At 49.7% G+C, this 569-nt stretch carries 2 protein-coding genes; both read right to left on the bottom strand.

All coding sequences use genetic code 11. The annotated features are described in order from the left end of the window. Positions 1 to 334, bottom strand: a 334-nt coding sequence (locus IE178_RS37215) for a hypothetical protein (RefSeq protein WP_498370659.1), incomplete at its 3' end; no start/stop codon positions are given. Beyond that, the coding region (locus IE178_RS37220; RefSeq protein ID WP_498370660.1) for an ISAon1 family transposase N-terminal region protein at positions 300 to 569 on the bottom strand (270 nt) is incomplete at its 5' end. The genes IE178_RS37215 and IE178_RS37220, both read right to left, overlap by 35 nt.

The raw sequence follows: 569 nt of genomic DNA on the forward strand, positions 1-569 counted from the left end.
CAACGCTCATTCTCAACGGTTCTGGAATCTTGGACAGAACGTCGATAGCGTCCTTTGCCTTTGTGCCTTTGACTATCGCTATTATACATCCCTTACGGCCATGTGCGTCCTTGTTGCATACTATCGTGTACACCTCGCCTGTAGAAAGGCATGTCTCGTCTATACTGACATGAGGACCGATGTTGTTCGGGAAAACCAGCCATTCCTCGGCATGGTCAAGCTCCGTCCATTCACGAAAGCCGCTCAGGTGGTTCTTGTACGCTTTCTCAAAGTTGTCGCCGCTTATGTGGTAGTCATTCTCAAACGAACGGGCCGTTATAGGGAGCGTCTCCAAACGCATCTTTTAAAAAAGCCGCCAACTCCGTAGAGCAGCGGGTGCTTTCCTGGATGAACTCGCATTCGGTCATCACATTGTGATTGTCACTGTCAAGCCAACGGCGACGGCGGATGTGAAGAAGTACCTCGTGTCCCCTGATTGGAAAGTCATGGAACACGCTCTCACGGGTGAAACCATTGGGACGAATATCGGTTCTGTCATCTGGTCTCAACTCATTTTCGTCAAGGTATAT

Source organism: Streptomyces griseoloalbus (assembly GCA_014650015.1).
Taxonomy (GTDB): domain Bacteria; phylum Actinomycetota; class Actinomycetes; order Streptomycetales; family Streptomycetaceae; genus Streptomyces; species Streptomyces griseoloalbus.